Here is a 21,219-nt window from a genome sequence, read left to right as displayed (position 1 = left end):
AGCAGTTATGAAAAATCAGAAAATGTTAATGGCCAAGCGCCCCTTGGGCGAGCCAGCAGACGAGTGTTTTCGACTGGTTGAGGAAGACGTTGCGCCGCTCGCCACGGGGCAGATTTTGATCAAGGTTATCTGGCTGTCCCTGGATCCTTACATGCGCGGTCGCATGAATGACGTGAAGTCATACGCAAAACCGCTGGAAGTTGGCGACGTCATGACAGGTGAGTCGGCAGGTATCGTGCTTGAATCAAAGTCTGAGCGATTTAAGGCAGGTGACTATGTTACTGCTCATATGGGATGGCAGTCCCTGATTGTTGCTGATGATGATGAGCCGCGCCTGATGAAGGTCGATCTGAAAAACGGCACCCTTTCCGCGCATCTTGGGGTGGTCGGAATGCCCGGCAGGACGGCGTATTTTGGTTTAATGGAAGTAGGCAAGCCACGGGCAGGAGAAACACTTGTTGTGGCTGCAGCGTCAGGCGCAGTAGGCTCGGTAGTGGGTCAGATTGCCAAACTCAAGGGGCTGCGTGTCATAGGCATCGCAGGCGGTGCTGAAAAGTGTCAGTACGTCAGGGAAGAACTCGGCTTTGACGAATGCATTGATTACAAAAACGAGGATCTGTCTGCGCGGTTAAAGGAATGCTGCCCTGACGGTATCGATATCTACTTTGAGAATGTGGGGGGGGATGTTACCCGGGCGGTCGCGCCATTGTTGAATGAAGGTTCACGTGTGCCGATCTGCGGCTACATTTCCAACTACAACGACCAGGATATCACCAAAGCAGAAACACCGTTCCAGATTCTCAAGTCTGCCAGGCACGTTCCTGAGCATCGGTTTTTTGTGGTTACCGAGTGGCAGGACCAATGGCAGCAGGCGACGGAGCAGCTTGGCGCATGGGTCAACGCTGGCAAAATCAAGTATCGAGAGTCTGTTGGTGAAGGCCTGGAGAATGCTCCCGAGTTGTTCAGGGGGCTGCTCAAAGGGCGCAATTTTGGCAAGCAACTCGTGAAAATCGCAGATGAATGACATGAACAGCCAGGATTTGAGTGTAGCATCGCTGTTTTCGGTAAAAGGCAAAACAGCGCTGGTGACCGGTGGCAGCAGTGGGCTTGGTCTCATTATGGCTGAAGCTCTTTTGCGCGGCGGAGCCAGGGTCATGATTGCCTCGCGCAAACAACAGCGTTGTGATGAGGCGCTGGCCATGCTGGCGCCGCTTGGCGACTGTCAGGCAGTAGTGGCCGATGTGACTGCGGCAGATCATCGGCAGCGCCTGGTGCAGGAACTCGATTCATGGTGCGGTGAGCAGGGCCTGAATATTCTGGTCAACAATGCAGGCGCCAACTGGGGGGCGCGCATCGAGGACTACCCCGATGAGGCCTTTGCCAAGGTCATGAGCACTAATGTCAATGCGGTATTTTCTCTGACGCGTGATCTGCTGCCGACACTGCAGCGCGCGGCGCACGAGAAGGATCCTGCCCGCGTTGTCAATATTGGCTCAATGGATGGGCTGCATGTCCCGATTGTTCAGCGTGTGCCGACATTCGCCTATTCGGCAAGTAAAGCTGCGCTGCATCATTTGACGCGTGCTTTGGCTGTCGACCTTGGGGCGCGTCATATTACGGTGAACGCCGTTGCACCCGGCTTTTTTCAGTCCCGCATGACAGACTACGTTCTGTCTGAATATGGTGATGATATCGCCGCAGACAGCCCGCTTGGCCGGGCAGGGCAGGCTGAAGAAATTGCCGGTGTGCTGCTTTATCTGGTCACACGAGCTGGCGCTTATACGACAGGTGCAGTTGTTCCTGTGGACGGCGGAACGCATATAAGCAAAGGCAGCAGACCATGGATGCATGAAGATGTCTGATCTGTCATGCGGGTTGTCTAGCTTCCTTGTAGAAAAATGTGCCTTTGAATCCGCGTGAGGTCTGACTTATAATCCAGGGTGGTTATATTCACTTTGTTTATAATGTTGTTGGCGCTCAGATACTTGTCACAACGGGCAAGCAATAAAACTAAAATCATGTTGGAGGAGGTGGCAAAATGGAGTTGTTCGATCTGACCGGAAAGGTCGCCTTGATTACTGGCTCAACCAAGGGCATCGGCAAGGCAATCGCGGAGCGAATGGCTGACGCGGGCGCCAAAGTTGTTATTTCCAGTCGAAATCAGGATGCCTGTGACGAAGTGGCAGCCGAGATCAAGGCTAGCGGTGGCGAAGCACTGCCAATAGCCTGCAACATTAATTACAAGGAGCAGCTGCAGGCGCTGGTAGACAAGACTCTGGCGCACTATGGCAGTATCGATATTCTGGTCATCAATGCAGCCCTGAATCCTTTTTATGGAAAATCTCAGGATATTCCCGACGAAGCCTTCGACAAAATCATGAGCTCGAATGTTGGCAGCGCCCATCGCCTTTGCCAGATGGTGCTGCCAGGCATGGCCGCCAATGGCGGCGGGGCGGCGATCATCGTGTCTTCGATCGCCGGACTCAAGGGCAGCGATGTGTTGGGAGCGTATGGCATTTCCAAAGCTGCCGACATGCAGATAGCACGCAACCTTGCCGTCGAGTGGGGTCCGAGCAACATACGGGTGAACTGTATAGCACCCGGCCTGATTCGAACTGATTTTGCGCGCGCCTTGTGGGAAAACCCTGAGACCTACGAAAGAACGGTATCCAAATATCCGCTACGGCGAATTGGTGAGCCTGATGAAATCGCCGGAGCAGCAATCTTCCTGGCCTCATCGGCCGGCAGTTTTACGACTGGCCAGACAATCGTCATAGACGGCGGTGGCACCATTACCGGTTAACCACCCGAACAAACAAATAACACGACTATCCAATCAAGTACTGAGGAATTGACCATGAATCTGGGCCTGTCCGAAGAAATGCAGGAAGTGCGGGAGAAAATCCGCAATTTTGTTGAACAAGATGTAGCCGCTGTAGAAAAAGAATACCAGGCTGAGGTCAGTGTCGGTGACCGCTGGTCGCACACGCCAAGACAGGACGAAATCCTGGAAGGTCTGAAAGAAAAAGCACGCTCTCTGGGCCTGTGGAACTTCTTCCTGCCAAAAAGTCAGGGCGGAGCCGGCATCAGCAATCTCGAATATGCTCACCTGGCAGAGATCATGGGCCGCAGCCGATTGGCATCTGAGGCGTTTAACTGCAGCGCACCGGACACTGGCAATATGGAAGTTCTGGAGCGATATGGTTCCGAGGAACAGAAAGAACAATGGCTCAAGCCACTGCTGGCGGGCAAGATACGCTCTGCCTTCGCAATGACAGAGCCGGCCGTTGCCTCATCAGACGCCACCAATATCTCAACCAGCGCTGTGCTGGATGGCGACGAGTGGGTCATCAACGGTGAGAAATTCTACATCTCCGGTGCTGGCGACGCGCGCTGCAAAATCATGATCGTGATGGTGGTAACGGACCCGGATGCGCCCAAGCACAACCGTCAGTCCCAGATCCTGGTGCCTATGAATACACCCGGAGTAGAAGTGCTGCGGCCAATGTGTGTATTCGGGCATGATGATGCACCGCACGGCCATATGCACATCCGTTTTACTAACGTGCGTGTGCCAAAAGAAAATATCATCCTCGGCCGTGGCCGTGGATTTGAGATCTCTCAGGGACGTCTGGGGCCGGGTCGCATTCACCATTGTATGCGTTCGATTGGTGCAGCTGAAAAGGCGCTGGAGCTGCTTTGTAAACGCGCAGTTGATCGGGAAGCATTTGGCAAGCCGCTGGCCGAGCTGGGCGGTAACTACGATGTTATTGCAGATAGCCGTATCGAAATAGAAATGTGTCGTCTGCTGGTATTCCGCGCTGCCTACCTGATGGACACCATCGGCAACAAAGCTGCACGTGATGCCATTTCCCAGATCAAAGTGGCCGTGCCCAACATGGCGCTGCGCGTCATTGATCGCGCTATCCAGGTACATGGCGCTGCAGGTGTGTCACAGGACTTCCCGCTGGCAGCATTGTGGACATCACAGCGTACGCTGCGACTGGCCGACGGCCCGGACGAAGTGCACCGACGCGTTGTGGCCCGCAAGGAGCTCGCCCAATACCGCGACTAAAGCACCGCGATTGACGCCCTGACCACGCGCGTTGGTGCGTGAATAAAGAAAACCCGGCGGTATTTACCGACCGGGTTTTTTTGTGCCGCTAGTCCAAGCTGAGATTTGTGACGTATCCATCGAGTCGCCAGAATTACAAGGAATGCTGCGTTGAAAATTGCCATTATTGGGACCGGTATCGCCGGCCTGACTGCCGCTTACAAGTTAAACCCAAATCATGACGTGACGGTGTTCGAAGCCTCCGACCGTATCGGTGGTCACACCGCGACCATTGACGTGGAACTTGATGGTCAACACTACCAGGTAGATACCGGGTTTATCGTCTTCAACGACTGGACTTACCCGCACTTTATTGCGCTTATGGACGAGCTTGGGATCGCCTGGCGCGAATCAGACATGAGTTTCGGGGTGCAGTGTCAGCAGACGGGACTTCAGTATGCAGGTGTCACTGGCAGGTTCGCCATGTACAACGGTCTGTTTGCTCAGCGCAGCAATCTGTTCTCACCCGCCTATATCAAGATGCTGCTGGACATACTGGCATTTAACAAGGCGGCAATTGCTGATGTTGAAAACCACACAATTCCGGACATGACACTGCTTGAATACCTGAGGCATATCGGTATCGGTGATCGCTGTCGTGATCAGTATCTGGTGCCAATGACATCGGCCATCTGGTCGACACCGTTTCTGCAGATGTACGAATTTCCAGTGCGCTTCATGTTGCCATTCATGTATCGGCACGGCTTGCTGAATGTGCACAACCGACCGCGCTGGCGGACACTGGTGGGTGGCTCGCAGGCCTACCTGAAGCCAATGTCAGCGCCATTCTCGGATCGTATTCATCTATCCACACCCGTCACACAGGTGCGTCGCTACGAGGGAGGCGTTCTGGTCAGCAGTGCTCGCGGGCAGGAGCATTTTGATCATGTTGTTTTTGCCTGTCACAGCGACCAGTGCCTTGAGATCCTGGGAGATGCCAGCTCTGCTGAGTCAGATGTGCTATCGGCGATCCGCTATCAGGCCAATGATGTTGTACTGCATACCGATGTCCGGGTGATGCCGGACAATCGGCGCGCCTGGGCCAGCTGGAATTATTATCTGCCGGCACAACCAGAAGGGCTGCCAAGAGTCACCTACGATATGAACCGTTTGATGGGCATCGATGCGCCCGTGAATTTTCTGGTGAGTCTGAATGACACGGACCGGATAGACGAGACGCAGATTCTTGGCCGGTATGATTACGCACACCCGGTTTTCACCCGTGCTGCGGCTGATGCACAGGGACGCTGGGAGCAGATCAATACCGCGACCACATCATACTGCGGGGCATGGTGGGGCAAGGGGTTTCATGAGGATGGGGTGGTCAGCGCGCTGCGCGTGGTGACGAGACTGAGTGAGCGCCAATCGGCGGCTCACGACGCGACAAGTCGCCGGGCACCTGAGGCCGTCGTCAGCTAGGCAGGTATCAGGTCAACTTTCCACTCTGTTCAGGTTCATGCAGCTGCACTGGTGTTACCGGTTTTCGGTATAGTTCGTGCAGCGCGAGCGTTCCCATATCGAGCAGCATCAATCGCTTGTATGCCGCGTCACTGGCTTCCAGCATCTTGTTGACGACGGTGAACAGGATGCCGTCACCCAACGGAGACCATTGCATTGATGTAATCTGTTCGTCTGTCGTGAAGGCGACCCAGGTTTCCGTTGATTCCGCAAACGCGGGTTTCAGTTTGAGGCTGGACACACCGCCCTGTTTTTCCACATAGGCCAGAATATGTCCATCCGGTGCCAGCATTGTCAGCTGGTGTAAGGCATCACCCTCGATCGCGAAATCATGTTGATCGCTTTCCCACAGAAGCGGGGATGGAGAAAGATGCAGCGTCGATGCGCCTGATGCAAGCTCACTGCCTGTCATGGTGGCCGTTGCCGCTGAATCGATCATCGACGCAGAGCTTGCCTGGGCTGGCAATGACCGATTGCTGCGAACTTCGTCGAGCATGCCGGGTGATGTTTCACCTGGCACCACTTGCGCAGGCTGTCCGGAGGCCAGCGGAGCAACCGGGTTCTGGTTCGACTGAGAGAACAATTCCAGCGCAATGTTGCCTGTCAGGAGAACTGCCGCTGCCGCAGCCGGCAACCACCGCCAGACCCTGCTGCTCAGCAAACCAACACTAAGGGCGTGGCCAGTGCCTGCCAGATTGTTAACGGTTTCGCTGCTGCCGTTGTCGCTCCAATGCCCGGCAGGGATACCCTGATTGGTATTGTTTGGCACGACGACAGTGCCAGACAGGGAGTACCCGCGCTTGGGGACGGTTTCAATCCGCACTGGCCGGGTATCCGCATCAGCATTGACAGAGGAGTCAGTGACCGATGCGGTCTGCAACGTCAGCGCTCTGCGCAGATCGGAGACTGCCCGGGTCAGAGAATTATCATTGACGATGACGCGGGGCCACAGGTATTCGACCAGTGTCTCGCGACTGACCACACGACCAGGCTGTTCTGCGAGGCGGCACAGCAGTTTCATCAGGCGTGGTTCAAGTGTGCGTTCACACAGCACCTGCAGGTCGCCGAAACCTTGAGCCGATGCTTTGGCACCGCCAGTCACCAGCGTCAATGTACGGTGCTCGGGTGCCACCCACCAGCTGTTCAGCCAGAAGCCTTCAAGGTCGCACAGGCGCGAATTCTGTGAATTCATGCTGTTGTCTACCGAGCTGTTTTCCAGGTGGCTGATATTACTCATAGTACTGCTTAGGCATTGACCATGCGGCAAAGTTCCTGTTGTGAATATTTGTAACATAACGGCGATTATTTTGGCAGTCCTTCACCTGCAATCGCTGCAATTTCACATTTTCTGGATGTTTTTTTCCGCTTTTCCTCAGTTATTTACTGATGGCTGTCCGTATTCTGACAAGCGTCGAAATATCAACGGGAGACGCAATTCATGGTCAAAGTGAAGTCAGTAGCAAATATCAGACATTCAGGCGTCGCAACACTAGTACTGTTCGCACTGCTGGTGGTCGGCCTGGGAGTCACCACGCCATCACGTGCAGAGCTTGATGTACAGGGTCGCGTGGCAGGCCCCATGCCATCGCTTGCACCCATGCTTGAACAGGTCACACCAGCAGTCGTCAATATTGCTGTGGTCAAATCCCAGCGGCTGCCCGAGTCTTTCAATTTCTTCGGTGGTCCTTCCGGTGAGCCTCCCGTGCGTCGATCGCGCGGTGCCGGTTCTGGCGTCGTGGTTGATGCCGAACAGGGACACATCATTACTAACCATCATGTAGTGACCGGCGCGGATACCATCAGTGTTGCACTGCAGGACGGCCGCGTCTTTGAAGCGGAATTGATCGGCAGTGACGAGCGCACCGACATCGCTCTGCTACAGGTTGATGCCGATGATCTGCAGGCACTGTCCTTCGTTTCCGAAGATGACTACCGGGTTGGTGACTACGTAGTGGCTATCGGTAATCCGTTTGGCATCGGCCAGACTGTGACCTCGGGCATCATCAGTGCGCTGGGTCGCGCCGGCATTAACAATGAGAACTACGAGGACTTCATTCAGACCGATGCCGCCATCAATGTCGGTAACTCCGGCGGTGCGCTGGTCGACCTCAATGGACGGCTGGTGGGCATCAACACCGCAATCATATCTGGCTCGGGCACCAACTCAGGTGTTGGCTTTGCTGTGCCAGCCAATATGGTCAGCACGGTCATGGACCACCTGATTCGAGATGGTGAGGTTCGCCGCGGTCAGATTGGTGTGATCATCCGCGACCATACCCCGGTACTGGAAGAAGGTCTGGGGCTGGGTGCCGAACAGGGCGCGCTGATCATGCAGATCGCCCCGGATTCTCCGGCGGCGCGTGCAGGCCTGCAGGTGTCGGATCTGGTGGTGGCCATTGAAGGTCAACCGGTGGCCAGCAGTCGTGATCTGCGCAATGCTGTCGGACTGGCAGGTGTTGGACGTGAGCTGACCCTGTCAGTGATTCGTGATGGTCGTGCCCGTGATGTGGTGGTTGCCATTCCGGGGGGCGGCAGTGCGATCGCCGACAACAGCGGTGGTGATGCCGACCAGGGTCGCGACCTGAATGACAATCGCTTCTTTGGTGCGCTGCTGGATGAGACATCGGACGGCGTTCGTGTGGCTAATATTGATCAGCGAAGCCCGGCATTCGCCGCTGGATTGCGGCCTGGTGACCTGATCACTGCTTTCAACCGTCAACCGGTGGACGCCCTGTCTGACATTAACGAGTTGATCAACGCTGAACCACGGGTCATGGCACTGACAGTAGAGCGTGACGGTCAGCAGATTCTGGTGATCATGCCCTGACAGGCAAGCTGAATCCCGCAAGAGGCACGTTGTGATGGGCATATAGCAGCGTGTTGATAGATGCTCTCTGCCCGTTTCAGGTCAGTCGGTCTGCCGCCGACTGGCCTTTTTTTTGTGACTGTCAGGCACCCCAAAATCGCCCCATTCGCAGCCTCACACTTGCAATATTTGCTTGTCATGGTATTTTCCATGGCAACTCGATTTCGCCCGGCAGGTTGGTATTTTGTTTTTGCCCCGAAAACCGTTCCATCACATTTCTGCGAATAATCCGGGCTCAAGGCGCGGCCGAACGCATGGCTCGGCGCGACTGCTGGCGTCAGTGATGCTGACAGCGGTTGCCGGCCTCTCCATCTCCGGGATGACACACGCTGAGGAACTTCCAGGCACCGGTAACTATCGCCCGGCCACGTTTCAGCAGTTATCGCCAGGGCAATTACCACAACCCGTATCGCCGGCCGAGCAGCTGGACTACAGTGCCTACAAAAACTGGTTACAGGCCCAGGTCAATGAGCTGGAAATCCCGGGTGTCGCTCTGGCAATCGTTTCTTCGCGAGGGCTGATTGATGTCCAGACGCTTGGCGTGCGCAGTGTTGCAGAAAATGAGACAGTAGACGCCCAAACAGTGTTCCGCATCGCCTCGGTGTCAAAAACCTTTGCCGGTACGGTGGCCTCACAGCTGGTGAGCCATAATATTTTCAGCTGGGATGACCCTGTCGCTGGTATTTTGCCGCAATACTCGATTGGCACCGATCCTGCCACGCAGAGTATGACCCTGCGTCACGTCCTAAGTCATTCAACTGGGCTGATGCCGCATGCATTTTCCAACATGCTTGATGCTGGCGTGGCCTATCAGAAGATTCAGGAAAAATTTCACGAGATTCCCACAGTCTGTGCACCCGGGGAATGCTACGGTTATCAGAATGTGGTGTTCTCGCTGGTTGCCGATGTCGTAGAAGCCAGTCTGCAGACCCACTATGACGATTTTGTGCGTGAGAATATTTTTGCGCCGCTGCAGATGCGCTCGGCCTCCATGGGCTACGAGGACTATATCAATAACCCGTATGCCAGTGAGCCGCATCAGCGTGGGCGAGGCGGTTGGCGCGTCAGCACAACCAATCCTGCCTACTACACAGCCGGCCCGGCTGCCGGTGTAAATGCCACGATTGTTGATATGGCGCGCTGGGTCCAGGCCAATCTGGGCGGCGTACCGGATGTTTTATCCCCGGAGCTGCTGGCCATGCAGCATACTCCGGTTGTGGAAACCCCCTACGGCAACTATTTCAACCGCTGGCCAAAGGTACAGAAGGCCTGGTACGGCCTGGGCTGGCGCATCATGGACTACGATGGGGTGAGGATTGTGCACCATGGCGGTGGTGTTCGCGGTTTCCGTTCGGAAATGGTGTTGATCCCCGAATACGACGTCGGCATGGTCGTGCTGTTTAATGCCACGACCTCACTGGCCAATGACGTTGTGCCCCAGTTTCTTGATACCGTTCTGGCAGAAGTGACATCACAATGAATGCAACCATGGAATTGCTGCAGGCGCATCGCAGCATACGAAAATTCAAAGATCAGCCTTTGGCCGATGGCCTGCTTGAGCAGATCATAACGGCCGGGCAGTGCGCGGCAACATCAAGCTTCCTGCAGGGTGCCACCATCATTCGCGTCACCAGCCAGGAAAGCCGTCAGGCGCTGGCCGGTTACGCCGGCAACCAGCCTTATGTCGCTGCGGCGGCAGAGTTTCTGGTGTTCTGTGCCGACCTGCGTCGCGCCGGCAAATGCTGTGAAAAGTACCAGAAGCCATTCTCGGGCGAATATACCGAGCAATTTATCATCGCAACGGTTGATGCTGCCCTGTTCGCACAGAATGTTGTGGTAGCCGCTGAATCGGAAGGGCTGGGCATCTGTTATATCGGTGGTTTACGTAACAACCCACGTCAGGTGTCGGACCTGCTGAAACTGCCACGCGGAGTGTATCCGGTTTTTGGCCTGTGTCTCGGATATCCGGATCAGGACCCTGAAACCAAGCCTCGTCTGCCTCTGCCAGTGATCCTCAAGCAGGATACCTACGACGACAGTGAGGACGCGGCGCTTATTGATGATTATGATGAGGCGGTTCGCGAGTATTATCGTAACCGCACGGGCGGTGGACACGGCATTTGCTGGAGCGAGCAGGTTTCAACACTGCTCAGCGAAAAATCCAGGCCGCATATGCGAGGATTTCTGGCTGAGCAGGGTTTCGACTTCAAGTGACAGCGACAGTTGTCTTGCTGATCAGATAACCCGTTTGCCACGTAGCTCGTCAATCTGGGCAGCATCATAACCCAGAGAAGCCATGATCTGATCAGTATGCTCGCCCAGCGTCGGTGCGCGGCGTTCCACTGATGGTGGCGTCGCGGAGAGACTGAATGGCGTCTTCATGACTGGCGCGGGCTTATCTGCCCCCGGATAGCTCAGTTTTTCAAACATCTGTCTTGCTGCAACATGCGGGTCGTCCAGCACCTGCTGGGGTGACATGACCGGCCCGGCAGGAATACGCGCCTTTTCCATGGTCTCGAGTACTTCGGCCGATGTGCGCTCAGCGCACCAGGCTGCCAGCCGCTCGCTGATCACCTCACCGTTGTTGCCACGGCTGATGTCGTCCTTGAAGCGGGGATCCTCCAGCCAGTGCGGTTCGCCCATCAGTTCGACCCAGCGTTCAAACAATGGCCCGCCTACTGACTGCACCAGCACCCAGCCGTCCCTGGTACGATACGTGTCTGCGGGTCCGGAGGTCTGCGAGCGGTTGAGAGTGGCGACGCGATCGGGTGCAATCATGGCCTGTTCGATCAGCGTGCCATTCATCATGGTCAGGGCCGTATTGAACAGCGAGGCTTCGACAACCTGGCCACGACCGGTCTTCTGTCGCTCTAGCAGGGCTGCCATGGTTCCGACAGCGCTCAGGCTGGCGGTGCCGAAGTCAATAAATGGCGCATAGGACTTAACCGGCTGATCAGGTGTACCTGACATATACATCGCGCCAGACATGGCCTGGCCCAGTCCGTCAAACCCTACCCGATTGCTGTAAGGGCCACCGGTACCGAATGCGGAAATCATGGTCAGAATGATATCGGGCTTTACTGCCTTCAGGCTGTCGTAATCCAGCCCCATGGCCTGCAGAGTATCGGGGGGCAGATTCGCGACTACAACATCGGCACTGGCGACCAGCTTGCGGACAATCTCGCGGCCATCCGGTTTCATCGGATTCAGGGTCATGCCCAGTTTGTTGCGGCCCATCTGCATGAACAGGGCGCCGTCACCCGCATCTGATACTGGCGACAGGAAGCGGTCCTCGCTGCCCTGAACTTTCTCAATGCGGATGACCTCCGCGCCCATATCGCTCAGCAGGCTGGCACAAAAGGGCCCTGCAATATAGCGACCGAAGTCCAGTACACGAATACCTTCCAACACCTTGCTCATGATTTCTTCTTCCTCGGCTGTGGTTGACTCGAATGGTCATAAGACAAGCGCTCGATTTTACAGCTGACTTTCATGGCAAGTCCATGGCTGTCTGTGCGGTATCTCGTCAGAGTCCTGGCTGCGTTAGTCCGGCGATTGCATTACAATCAGGGTCCGGTTCACACAGGAGTATTGCAAATGAAGAGACTAATCGCGCGACAGATGGGCATGTTTGCGCTGATCGCTGCCGGCCTTCTTGCCGCGTCAGCCCAGTCAGCGGAACACCCGGGTTATGAGCACGATCCAGGCCGAAGCCAGGGCGGAATCGGCAAGTTCTACATGGGACGCGAGATTTCCGGTGTGATGGGGCATCAAGGGGCCGGCTGGCTGGAGCGCACCCAGCGCACACACGAAGAAATGCCAGATGAAGTGGTCGCCAATATGAATCTGGAACCCGACGATGTGGTGGCAGACATTGGCGCTGGCACCGGATATTTTTCCTTCCGCATGGCACAGCAGGTACCACAGGGCAAGGTGATCGCTGTGGATATTCAGCCAGAAATGCTGGCCATTATCGAGCAGCGCAAGGCAGAAACGGGGCTGGATAATGTGGAAATGGTACTGGGTGAAGTGGATAACCCGCGCCTGGAACCCAATAGTGTAGATGCTGTGCTACTGGTTGACGCCTACCATGAGTTTTCGCACCCGTTTGAAATGATGCAGGTTATTTATGACGCCATGCGTCCGGGTGGTCGTGTATTTCTGGTTGAATATCGCGCGGAAGACGATACGGTGCCAATTCGACCACTTCACAAGATGAGTGTGGAGCAGGTGGTGCGGGAAATGAGTGTATTTGGTCTGGAATGGGACGACACGCTGGACTTCTTGCCCTGGCAGCATATGTTCGTATTCTCCAAGCCAGAGTCCTGATTCGGTTTGGCGCTGCACCTGAGAGTTCAGCGCCGCAAGGCCCGTCTGCTTGCTCCGGTTCTGAACCACAGGATCAGAACCGGAGCATTCTTCAGAACGTTGTTCTTACCTTCAGCGCCAGTTTCTGGCCAGCACTCCAGCAGGCGTCCTCAAGTTCGCGGATCTGGCCGGACGCTGTCGTACCATCATAGCGAACCCGGTTACGACACCATTCGTCACCCAGTGTGTTGTTAGATTCCAGACGGAACGTTACATCATCAAACATCACGGTGGATACAAACATGGTCAGGCTGGTCGGATCGTGTGACCAGTCAATGCTGCTGATGTCGACATTGCGATTGCCGCCATTCAATGGCATGCCGTAATTAAAGCCGTAATTGAAATTCCAGCGTGTAACATCATGCTGGAATCCCAGCTGAAAACGCCCGCGCCCATTGATGCGCTCTGTCGTGCCAAGCAATGCGTCGGTCACTTCCGAGTCAAACAGATACAGGCTGGTGGAAATCAGCGCATCTGGCAGGCCCAGCATGTTCAGCCGTGTGCTGCCATCGAGATAAACACCCCAACGTTTTGCGTCACCGATATTGCCGGCAGCAGAGATCGGCGAGCTGGGGTTCACGGTCGCGTCAACACGGCCGATCTGGTCTTCCAGGTCTCTCAGGAAAAAGCGTGAACTGACAACGCCTGTTTCATTGGGCAGGCGATACTCAAGCGTCAGTTCATAGCGAACCTCTTGGGTCGGGACCAGATCAGGGTTGCCAGCATTGGCGTCCTGCTCGTTGTCTGAGGTGTTGGCAGTGGCCGAGAAATTCTCAAAACTAAGCTGCTGCACTTCCTTGCCAACAGTCGCACGCAGCTGCAGTGCCTCAGTGATATTGAAACGATAGTCCACAGAAGGCTTGATAAAACTGAACTCGCGCGAGTTGCTGGCGCTGCCGGACAGAGATATCTCAGAAGTCTCATATTCAACACTGCTTTCCAGTGTCATACGGTCATTGAGTGTCCAGTTGTGAACGGCAAAACCCTCGTAGCGCATTTCTTCGACGGTAGACCCCAGGTTGGAGACACCCAGTGCCGGGCGCAGGCCCCCGAATTCTGGTGATGGCGCCGTAGAACCGCTGTCGCGACCGATCAGCAGAGCTGAATCGAGAATGGTCTGAGCCCGTTCAACCCCCACTTGCATGTCCTGCGTATCCGTCAGACCCCAGTTGTAGGTTGTCTGCACAATGCGTTCCTGAGTCTGTCGGTCAGAGTCGATAAACAGCGTCTTGCGTTCTTCGCCATCAATCTGGCCGGGTGCGTCGTTGTCAAATCGATTGCGTGTGTAGTCATTAGTGTCGCTGTTCACGATGAACAGAAGCAGGGCACGCGAACCGTCGTCGAAGGTATATTCGTAGTCGCCACCGACTTCCCAGTTGTTGTTTACGTTGTCGAACTGCTCCCGCTCCAGGCGTGTCAGTTGATTATTGGTGCCTGGGGCAAAATAACTTCGGTCCACATCGACGGGGTGGTCTGCGGTGGCGTACAGCGCATTGAGCTGCATGCGGTGCTGGTTCAGCTGGTAGCCCATGATGGCGCTGGTCTGATAACGCATGCGATCACGGACTTTGTCTTCTTCCATCAGCTGGGTGGGTGTCAGGTCTGGCGCAAAACTGCGCTCTAGACGCTCTTCATGCCAGTACTGCGGGTCAGCTGCAGCGCTCAGCATGACGCTGAGGCCGCCACTTTGACGGCTGTGTGAAATGGATCCGCCGGGCTGCAGAGAGCCGTCAATCTGGCGATCAGTACTAAGCTCCACGGAGGTGGAAGCACGCGCTCCACTGTCCTGTAGAACAACGTTGACCACCTGGCCAGAGCCACGAACCGCGAGTTCGCCAGAGGTGCCACGAATAATTTCAATACGTTCTACTTCACGTGCCGCAATACGGCTAAGCTGATCTCTCGGAGAATTGTCCTTGCCAGCCAGACGCTGACCGTTAATCAGCAGGTCGCCGCCACTGCCAAGACCCCGGCCGCCGGAATTGCCACTGATGCTTACACCGGGTATCCGGTCTATCATGTCGTTGACCGACACTGGATTGTAGGGCTGAAAAAATGAGGCGGGGTAAATAACGGTGGACGATTCGTCCTGTGCTTCGAGATCTGGATTCTGTTCGGTGGCGTAGGCAAGGTTAACCAGCGCGCCCAGACTGAATGCAACCAGACTGAGTGCACTGGCACGAATTAGAGGCGAGATAATGATCTTGCGCGTCATGAATACTCCAAAAAGATGCGGCTATTCGGGTTAGTCGTGGATCGAATCTACGGGGTGTAATTTAGAATAATCCGAATATTATCAAAAAAATGCATCGCACTGTTGTGACAATTTGTGAGATTCTGAGGGCGAATTGCCATAATGTGGGCATAATTCTGGCAAGCTGCCTGAGGCGGCAACGGAGGAATTTGAATGCGGATTCTGATGACAGGCGGCACTGGTTTTATAGGTCAGGTGCTGGTTCGTGAACTGCTTGCTGCGGGCCACTCACTGACCATTCTGGTGCGCGATTATGCGGCAGCCAGAGTCAAACTGGGTGCTGGCCCGGAACTGGTTCGCAACCTCGATGAGCTGGGGCAGGACGAACACTTTGACGCTGTCATCAATCTGGCGGGAGAAGGTATTGCGGCAAAACGCTGGACAGCTGCGCGGAAGAAGGTTTTGATGAATAGCAGGCTGGACACAACGCGAGAGGTCATTCAGCTGCTTCAACGTCTCGACCACAAGCCCGAGTGTCTGATCAACGCCTCCGCCGTGGGGTATTACGGGACCGAGCGTGATCGACCGCTGACCGAAAGAGACAGTGGAGGCAGTGGGTTCTCGCATGAGCTGTGCAAGCGCTGGGAAGATGAAGCCCGCAAAGCGGAGTCGCTGGGAGTGAGAGTCTGCCTGATGCGCTTTGGTGTGGTACTGGGAGCTGGTGGCGGTATGCTGGCGCGTCTGTTGCCGTTTTATCGATTCTGGTTGGGTGGTCGCCTGGGGCACGGTGAACAGATGCTGTCCTGGATTCATCGAACTGACCTGATAAATGCGCTGCAATGGGTTCTGCAGGACCACGAGCAAACAGGTGTATTTAACGTCACAGCGCCGCACCCGGTCAGCAACCGTAAGTTTAATGATACTCTGTCGGATCTGCTGCGCCGTCCAGCTGTGTTCCACCAGCCTCCCGCCATGGTACTGCTGATGTTTGGCGAGATGGGTGACCAGCTGCTGCTGAAAGGGCAGCAGGTTTTGCCGGCACGGCTCGAACATGCCGGTTTTACATTTCAATACCCGGAAATCCATGGGGCGCTACAGGCCTGCCTTTGCGATTTAGGGTTGAATTAAGGATAATACGCTGCCCATGTAAGGGCCATCACGCGTAATGCCGCGAAAGTCAGGGGGAGTGAGTTTATGCAGCGCGAATCTATGGAAGTCGATGTCGTTATCGTAGGAGCGGGTCCTGCGGGTCTGGCGACTGCCTGCCGGTTATTGCAACTGGCACAGGAAGCAGAGAAAGAGATATCGGTTTGCGTTCTGGAAAAGGGCTCTGAAGTCGGTGCTCACATTCTGTCAGGTGCGGTTTTCGAACCTGCAGCACTGACTGAACTGTTTCCAGACTGGAAGGAAAAAGGCGCGCCCTTGCATACCGCCGTCACAGGCGATGACATATATTACCTGCCCGGAGCAGAGAAATCCGTGCGTTTTCCTGACATGATTGTGCCCAAACCCATGCGCAATCACGGCAATTACATCATTTCACTGGGTAATCTGTGCCGTTGGCTGGCTGACCAGGCCATGGAGCTTGGCGCCGAGGTGTTTCCCGGATTTGCCGCTGCCGAAATTCTCTACAATGAAGATGGTTCGGTGAAGGGTGTCGCCACGGGTGACATGGGCGTTGACGCGAATGGCGAAAAGAAAGACGCCTTCGAGCCCGGCTTTGAATTCCACGCCAAGTATACAATTTTCGCAGAAGGCTGCCGGGGACACCTGGGCAAAGAGTTGATCGCCAAATTTGAGCTGGACAAGGACAGCGATCCACAGCATTACGGTATAGGTCTAAAAGAAGTCTGGGAAATTCCGCCGGAAAAACACAAGGAAGGGCTGGTCGTGCACACCGCCGGCTATCCGATGATCGGTGACAGCTATGCTGGTTCCAGTGGCGGCTTCCTGTATCACGCGGAAAATAATCAGGTTTATGTGGGTCTTATTGTCGATCTCGGATATCAGAATCCGCACATCAGCCCCTATGACGAGTTTCAGAAGTACAAGCTTCACCCTGTCATCAAACAGTACCTGGAAGGCGGCAAACGCATCAGCTACGGCGCGCGTGCCCTCAACAAGGGTGGTTTGAATTCGCTGCCAAAGATGAGCTTCCCGGGTGGTCTGATCATTGGCTGTGATGCCGGCACTCTTAACGCTGCCAAAATCAAGGGCAGCCATACAGCCTTGCGTTCTGGCATGCTGGCCGCCGAATCGATCATGGAATCGCTCAAGCAGGATGAAGTTGCAACCGGTCAGGACCTGACTGAATACGGCGAACGCTTCCGCAAGTCCAGTCTGCACGACGAACTGCACAAGGCCCGTAACTTCAGCGCTGGTTTCCACAAGTTCGGTTTCTGGATTGGAAGCAGTCTGACCTTCATCGAGCACAATATTTTTGCTGGTCATTTTCCGATGACCTTCCATGACACGACACCGGACTATGCCCAGCTGAAAAAAGCCGATCAGTGCCGCAAGATTGAGTATCCCAAGCCGGATGGTCAGATCACTTTCGACAAGCTGTCTTCCGTGTTTCTCTCGAATACCAACCATGTAGAGGATCAGCCCTGCCATTTGCAGCTGATCGATCCGGAAGTGCCAATCAAGCACAATCTGCCGCTGTATGACGAACCAGCGCAGCGCTACTGCCCGGCCGGTGTCTACGAAGTTCTGGAGGAAAGCGATGGTACGCGCCGCTTCCAGATCAACGCGCAGAACTGTGTGCACTGCAAGACCTGTGATATCAAGGATCCGGCGCAGAATATTCGCTGGGTAGTCCCTGAGGGCAGCGGCGGTCCAAGCTATCCAAACATGTAGGCCGTCGCATCACTTGCGCCAGGCTTGCTGGAATGAAACTTCAGGATTGACGGTCTGATATCAGAGCGTCGAGAATCGCTTGACTATGGGGATGGCCATGGCGGGACGCCATGGCCGGGGCGGTTTTCATCGACCCGCTCTCTGGGGAGAGAGGCGGGAGGAGAATGAAGTTGCTAGCATCGTTGTCACTACCAGGTCCATCCGCGCTGACCGGGCGCGTCCTGAAATCTGTTGCCATGGCAGGTTTTGCTGTCTCATTGGCTGCCTGTCAGGTATTCAACCTCAATCCTGATTTCGAACCCGATCCACAACTGGAGCGGCGCATTCTGGGTGATCAACCCCTGGATGTGCCCGAAGTGGGGCTGCTTGATATGGACCCGGCGCTGCAGGCCTATCTCGATGAACATGTAGACGAGAGGCTTAGGGGCTGGGATCTGGTCAGTCGCCTGCAGGAGTTGCTGTTCGACCCAGAGTATCTGAATATCCAGTACGATGATGCAGCCAATCTGACGGCTGCGCAGGCCTTTCAGGAGAGACGCGCAAATTGCCTGTCACTGGTTGGGCTTTACATCACCATGGCACGGCACTTTGGTCTGCAGGTGAGCTATCAGACAGTGCAGGTCAGACCGGTCTGGGACCGGCGGGGCGAGATTCTGATACTCAGTGAGCACGTTAATGCACTGGGTCGGCTGGGTGTTTATGACCACTACATTGTCGATTTTACACCGCAGATTCGTTTGCAGCGCGACACCGCCCAGCAGGTCAGCGATGAAGAGGCACTGGCGCTGTACTTCAACAATATGGCAGTGGAGAGTCTGCTGGAGAACGACCTGCAGCAGGCTCTGCAGTATGGCCGTTACGCCATCGTCACTGACCCGGAGCTGGATATCGCCTGGAACACCCTGGGCAGTATTCTGAACCGCCAGGAAGCCTTTGATCTCGCTGAATACAGCTATCAGCGCGCAGCATCACTGAATCGCAGCAGCGCCAGTGTCATCAACAACCTGGCCCGTTTCTATTCCATGCAGGGTAATGAGGATGAAGCCGAGCGGTATCGGCGCGCAGTGCAGGCCTACAATCAGCGCAATCCCTACTTTCACTACGTGCAGGGGAATATTGCATTCGAGCAGGAGAACTTCGAGCAGGCGCTGACCCATTTTCAGCGCGCCATTCGGCGCAATGATCTGGAGCCAGACTTCTATTTCGCACTCGGCAGCACCTACCGGCAACTGGGTGACGAGGAGACGGCCGAAGAGGCGATACAGCTGGCAACCGCCATCCTGGAGCTGGGGGATCAGACCTACCGGTCAACCCAGAGCCGGGTGCGCCGCCTCGATGGTCGCACCATTTTGCGCTCGAGCAGTGCCGGCATCCGCATCGAAGTCGCCAACTGATCAGGTGTTCGCGAAGTCACTCCGAAGGCCATTGTAAGTCTCGAGCAGTGCCTGTGCGGCTGGCTGCTGGGTGCGGTCATCGAGCGTCACGCTGGCCAGCATGCCTTTTTTGCCATCCATTCGCGCGCTGACACTGGCATTGATACCTTCGCGCTCAAGGTGTTCGGTCAGCACGATTGAAGTAATCTTCTCCCGTAACGCGGGCCGAAAAATCTTGCCGACGGCGGTGATGGGCATGGCCTCAATGATTTCCAGGCGTTTGGGGATAGCGGCGCGCTCCTGAATATGAGCTTCGCTGTAGGTCAGCAGCTCTTCAGCTGTTGTCTCGCTGCCAGGTTTCAGTACAACAAATGCCATGGGCAACTCACCGGCATACGGGTCAGGCATACCGATCGCGGTAGCGCTGACAACATCGGGATGACCATTCAGTGGTTCTTCGATGGTCTCAGGGTCGATGTTGTGCCCGCTGCGGATGATCAGGTCTTTCGCGCGTCCAGTCAGGTAAAGGAAGCCGTCTTTGTCCAGATAACCCAGATCTCCAGTGTTGAACCACTCCCCATCAATCCACGCTTCGGCGTTATCCGCCTCGCTTTTGTATCCAGCAAACACCTGTGGGCCTTTGACCAGTACCACACCGCTTTCTCCCAGTGGACAATCCTTCGTGACCTGGACTCCGTCCAGATGTGCAATACGAATTTGCGAATAGGGCAGGCGCAGCCCGACACTGCCGGGCGGCTGCTGATCCGGGGCACGGCTGATCAGGGATGTTGTTTCGGTCATGCCGTAACCATTGGTGACAATCACATTGAAATTCTCTTCAAAGCGCTGTTCGAAGGCGGGTGACAGCGGGGCGGCTCCGGAATTGATGCGGCGCAGCCTGCTGATATCTTCGTCGCCTACGGGAATCTGCGACAGCGCCGCGAGCACAGTTGGCACGGCAGAGAAGCTGTTGGCCTTGAATCGGGCGACATGATGCCAGAGGTTCTTGATTACCTCGGGATTACGAAAGCCAGAGGGTGTCATCAGCACAATGCGATTACCCGCCGAGAACGCTCCGATACCCAGAATAATGACGCCAAAGATATGAAACAACGGCAGACCGCACAGTACCGTCTGTCTTCCCAGATGGGCGTTGAGGACACGGGCTAGCTGGCCCAGATAGGCCATGTTGCCATGTGTAAGCTGAGCTATTTTGGGCTTGCCAGTCGTGCCACCGGTGTGGAAGCAGGCGGCGATGGTGTTTTTGTCAAGCTTGCGGGCGTGGGTCAGTGAGTCACCCTGCTGCGCCGCAACCGCGCTGTTGTAGTCGATGGTCTTGACGTTTCCGGGCAGGGCCGTGCTGGCATGCGGGTCGGTCAGCCCCGGGTGGTGAATCACCAGTACCGTGTGCACCTGAGGCAGAGATGGCAGTATGCTGCTCAGCTTTTGCCACAGATCGCTGTGTGGTGACGGGGCCAGGCATGCCACCATGGTGGCGCCTGCCGACTGTATGATCTCGGCGATATGGGCTGGCTCCAGCAGTGGATTGATCGGGTTGGCGATACCCGCGACCTGGCTTCCCAGTATCAGTGGGTGAGACTGCGGCAGGGTCGGCAGAATGATGGATACCGCCTGATCTCCCTGTAAGCCCAGATGGCCCAGCAGATTGGCCGTTTTCCGGGTCTGGCTTAGAAGGTCATTGTAGCTGAGGGTGACCGACGGATCGTCGCGACGTCCGGTGAGGATGAAATCTATGACAGGATCACTGCCATACTTTTCAGCGCTTTCCTCAATCAGGGCGAGGGCATTGGTCAACGGGAAGCGCTTAGCCAGGGGTTGTTTTTCGAATTCGATTATATCTGCCAGGGTGTCCAGCATGGGCCGGGTCATGTTCTTATCATCTCCTTTTTTCCGGGTCCTGTAGTCCAGGTGTCGGGACGCGGGCGATCAGAAATGATTTAACATACCTGGCCGTGAAAAACTACTG

Annotated in this window: 16 protein-coding genes; 12 read left to right on the top strand and 4 right to left on the bottom strand. The window is 55.5% G+C overall.

The window, feature by feature from the left end:
* The first annotated feature begins 7 nt into the window (after positions 1-7).
* From LVD14_RS13565 to LVD14_RS13545, 5 genes are all read left to right on the top strand, one after another.
* Positions 8-1,024: an NADP-dependent oxidoreductase gene (locus tag LVD14_RS13565; protein ID WP_237134592.1), complete on the top strand. Its 1,017-nt coding sequence runs from the start codon at positions 8-10 to the stop codon at positions 1,022-1,024.
* Positions 1,017-1,862: an SDR family oxidoreductase gene (locus LVD14_RS13560; protein ID WP_317622725.1), complete on the top strand. Its 846-nt coding sequence runs from the start codon at positions 1,017-1,019 to the stop codon at positions 1,860-1,862. Before LVD14_RS13565 ends, LVD14_RS13560 begins: the two co-directional genes overlap by 8 nt.
* A gap of 176 nt (positions 1,863-2,038) precedes the next feature.
* Positions 2,039-2,803 (top strand): SDR family NAD(P)-dependent oxidoreductase, encoded by a 765-nt coding sequence (locus LVD14_RS13555; protein WP_237134591.1) that lies wholly within the window; start codon positions 2,039-2,041, stop codon positions 2,801-2,803.
* A 54-nt stretch (positions 2,804-2,857) separates the two neighbouring features.
* Entirely contained in the window at positions 2,858-4,075 is a 1,218-nt protein-coding gene (locus tag LVD14_RS13550; protein WP_237134590.1) for an acyl-CoA dehydrogenase family protein, read from the top strand.
* A 150-nt stretch (positions 4,076-4,225) separates the two neighbouring features.
* Entirely contained in the window at positions 4,226-5,533 is a 1,308-nt protein-coding gene (locus LVD14_RS13545) for an NAD(P)/FAD-dependent oxidoreductase (protein ID WP_237134589.1), read from the top strand.
* A gap of 7 nt (positions 5,534-5,540) precedes the next feature.
* Here LVD14_RS13545 and LVD14_RS13540 read toward each other — a convergent pair whose 3' ends face one another.
* A complete protein-coding gene (locus LVD14_RS13540; protein WP_237134588.1) occupies positions 5,541-6,809 on the bottom strand; it encodes a transcriptional regulator in 1,269 nt (422 codons plus the stop codon).
* Positions 6,810-7,010: 201 nt separating this feature from the next.
* On the opposite strand from LVD14_RS13540, the gene LVD14_RS13535 reads away from it, so the two are divergent.
* The 3 genes from LVD14_RS13535 to nfsA all read left to right on the top strand — a co-directional run bounded on the left by LVD14_RS13535 (position 7,011) and on the right by nfsA (position 10,652).
* Positions 7,011-8,399, top strand: a complete 1,389-nt coding sequence (locus LVD14_RS13535; RefSeq protein WP_237134587.1) for a Do family serine endopeptidase — start codon at positions 7,011-7,013, stop codon at positions 8,397-8,399.
* A gap of 322 nt (positions 8,400-8,721) precedes the next feature.
* Entirely contained in the window at positions 8,722-9,918 is a 1,197-nt protein-coding gene (locus tag LVD14_RS13530) for a serine hydrolase domain-containing protein (protein WP_237134586.1), read from the top strand.
* Positions 9,915-10,652: an oxygen-insensitive NADPH nitroreductase gene (gene nfsA / locus LVD14_RS13525; protein WP_237134585.1), complete on the top strand. Its 738-nt coding sequence runs from the start codon at positions 9,915-9,917 to the stop codon at positions 10,650-10,652. Before LVD14_RS13530 ends, nfsA begins: the two co-directional genes overlap by 4 nt.
* 21 nt (positions 10,653-10,673) lie before the next feature.
* On the opposite strand, the gene LVD14_RS13520 is transcribed toward nfsA, so the two are convergent.
* Positions 10,674-11,858 (bottom strand): CaiB/BaiF CoA transferase family protein, encoded by a 1,185-nt coding sequence (locus tag LVD14_RS13520; protein WP_237134584.1) that lies wholly within the window; start codon positions 11,856-11,858, stop codon positions 10,674-10,676.
* Between the two features lie 177 nt (positions 11,859-12,035).
* Between LVD14_RS13520 and LVD14_RS13515 the strand changes: the two genes are divergently transcribed.
* On the top strand, positions 12,036-12,767 hold the full coding sequence (locus LVD14_RS13515; RefSeq protein WP_237134583.1) for a class I SAM-dependent methyltransferase: 732 nt from the start codon (positions 12,036-12,038) through the stop codon (positions 12,765-12,767).
* A 91-nt stretch (positions 12,768-12,858) separates the two neighbouring features.
* On the opposite strand, the gene LVD14_RS13510 is transcribed toward LVD14_RS13515, so the two are convergent.
* Positions 12,859-15,021 carry a TonB-dependent receptor plug domain-containing protein gene (locus tag LVD14_RS13510; protein ID WP_237134582.1) on the bottom strand — a complete coding sequence of 721 codons (2,163 nt, stop codon included), beginning with the start codon at positions 15,019-15,021 and terminating at the stop codon, positions 12,859-12,861.
* 192 nt (positions 15,022-15,213) lie between these two features.
* Between LVD14_RS13510 and LVD14_RS13505 the strand changes: the two genes are divergently transcribed.
* The 3 genes from LVD14_RS13505 (at position 15,214) to LVD14_RS13495 (ending at position 19,253) form a co-directional block, all read left to right on the top strand.
* Positions 15,214-16,128, top strand: coding sequence for a TIGR01777 family oxidoreductase (locus tag LVD14_RS13505; RefSeq protein ID WP_237134581.1), 915 nt, complete (start codon positions 15,214-15,216; stop codon positions 16,126-16,128).
* Positions 16,129-16,194: 66 nt separating this feature from the next.
* A complete protein-coding gene (locus tag LVD14_RS13500; RefSeq protein WP_237134580.1) occupies positions 16,195-17,859 on the top strand; it encodes an electron transfer flavoprotein-ubiquinone oxidoreductase in 1,665 nt (554 codons plus the stop codon).
* 164 nt (positions 17,860-18,023) lie between these two features.
* A complete protein-coding gene (locus tag LVD14_RS13495; protein ID WP_237134579.1) occupies positions 18,024-19,253 on the top strand; it encodes a tetratricopeptide repeat protein in 1,230 nt (409 codons plus the stop codon).
* Here LVD14_RS13495 and LVD14_RS13490 read toward each other — a convergent pair whose 3' ends face one another.
* Positions 19,254-21,122: an acyl-CoA synthetase gene (locus LVD14_RS13490; RefSeq protein WP_237134578.1), complete on the bottom strand. Its 1,869-nt coding sequence runs from the start codon at positions 21,120-21,122 to the stop codon at positions 19,254-19,256. It lies immediately after the preceding gene.
* Between the last annotated feature and the right edge of the window lie 97 nt (positions 21,123-21,219).

The organism is Pseudohongiella sp. O18, from assembly GCF_021729085.1.
Lineage (GTDB): Bacteria > Pseudomonadota > Gammaproteobacteria > Pseudomonadales > Pseudohongiellaceae > Pseudohongiella.
The sequence above is the reverse complement of the archived record's forward strand: the minus strand, read 5'-3'. Positions and strand labels throughout refer to the sequence as shown.